The organism is Rhodoferax sp. RT5P35, assembly GCF_056521385.1.
On sequence record NZ_JBWMAX010000375.1, the window covers coordinates 1 to 1,021 of the forward strand.

Annotated in this window: 2 protein-coding genes; one reads left to right on the plus strand and one right to left on the minus strand. The window is 66.1% G+C overall.

Going from position 1 to position 1,021, the window contains the following annotated elements; all coding sequences use genetic code 11:
- A partial coding sequence (locus tag AC097L_RS26445) for an NAD(P)H-binding protein (RefSeq protein WP_479589655.1) occupies positions 1 to 588 on the minus strand: 588 nt, incomplete at its 3' end.
- Between the two features lie 103 nt (positions 589 to 691).
- On the opposite strand from AC097L_RS26445, the gene AC097L_RS26450 reads away from it, so the two are divergent.
- Positions 692 to 1,021 (plus strand): helix-turn-helix domain-containing protein (locus AC097L_RS26450; protein WP_479589656.1); only part of this gene is annotated, 330 nt, incomplete at its 3' end.

The following is a 1,021-nucleotide window of genomic DNA, read 5'->3' on the forward strand; positions in this document are numbered from 1 at the left end:
ATAAGCCCAGGCCTTGGCCACGTCCAGGCGGCCAGGGTCTACAAACCTGCCCATTTGGATGTCTTTGACCAGGGTCTGGTCGAACCAGGTGCCGGTGCCGCTGCCGAAAAAGTCCCCGGCGCGGATGACGATGGCACGCACACCGCTGCGGCGGATCTGCCCTTCCACGGCGATGCGCACCTGGCCCAGGGTGGTCTGGGCGCGCTGCGGCGTGCTTTCGGACAACAGCGCGGGCATGTCGGCACCAAAGTTGTAGACGTTGCCCATGAACATCAGGGTCGCGTTGAGCGCGAAGGTGATGGCGATGGCCGCGTCCGTCAGGGGCAAGGCCTGGGTTTCCCAGGCCTTGCGGGTGTAGGGCGGGTTCAGCGCATGCACCACCACGCTGGCACCCTGGGCCGCGCGGGCCACGGCGGCGGTGTCGTGCAGGTCAGCGGCCAGCCATTGCACACGCGGATGCGTGGTGGCGGGCGGCTCTGCGCCGGGGCGCACCAGGCCCAGTACCCGCCAGCCCGCGTCGGCAAAAGCCAGCGCTGCGGCCAGGCCGAAGCGCCCGCGCGCGCCCAAAATCAATACGGTGTCTTGCATGCGGTCCATCCTTTCAGGGTTAGGCCTGGATTGTGAAAACAACCCATCCAATTCACAATTGCATAGATATCCATACCTGAAATGCAAAACTGCATACCTCGCCATGATTCCCAGCCCCCGGCCTGCTTTTGACTGGCACCTGGTGCGCTCTTTTCTTGCGGCGCTGGACCACGGCAGCCTGCTGGGCGCGGCCAAGGTGCTGCACACCAGCCAGCCCACCCTGGGGCGGCATATTGCCGAGCTGGAAAGCCAGCTGGGCGTGGGCAGCACCTTCCACGTGCGCCTGCCCTTGGCACCCGGCCAGCCGGTAGAGGTCGTGCACGAGATGCTGCTGTACGAACTGCCCGGCCTGCGCATTCTGGCGGTGGACGACGTGCCGCAGAACCTGGAGCTGCTGTCTCTGGCCCTGGGCCAAGTCGGGCACCGGGTGACC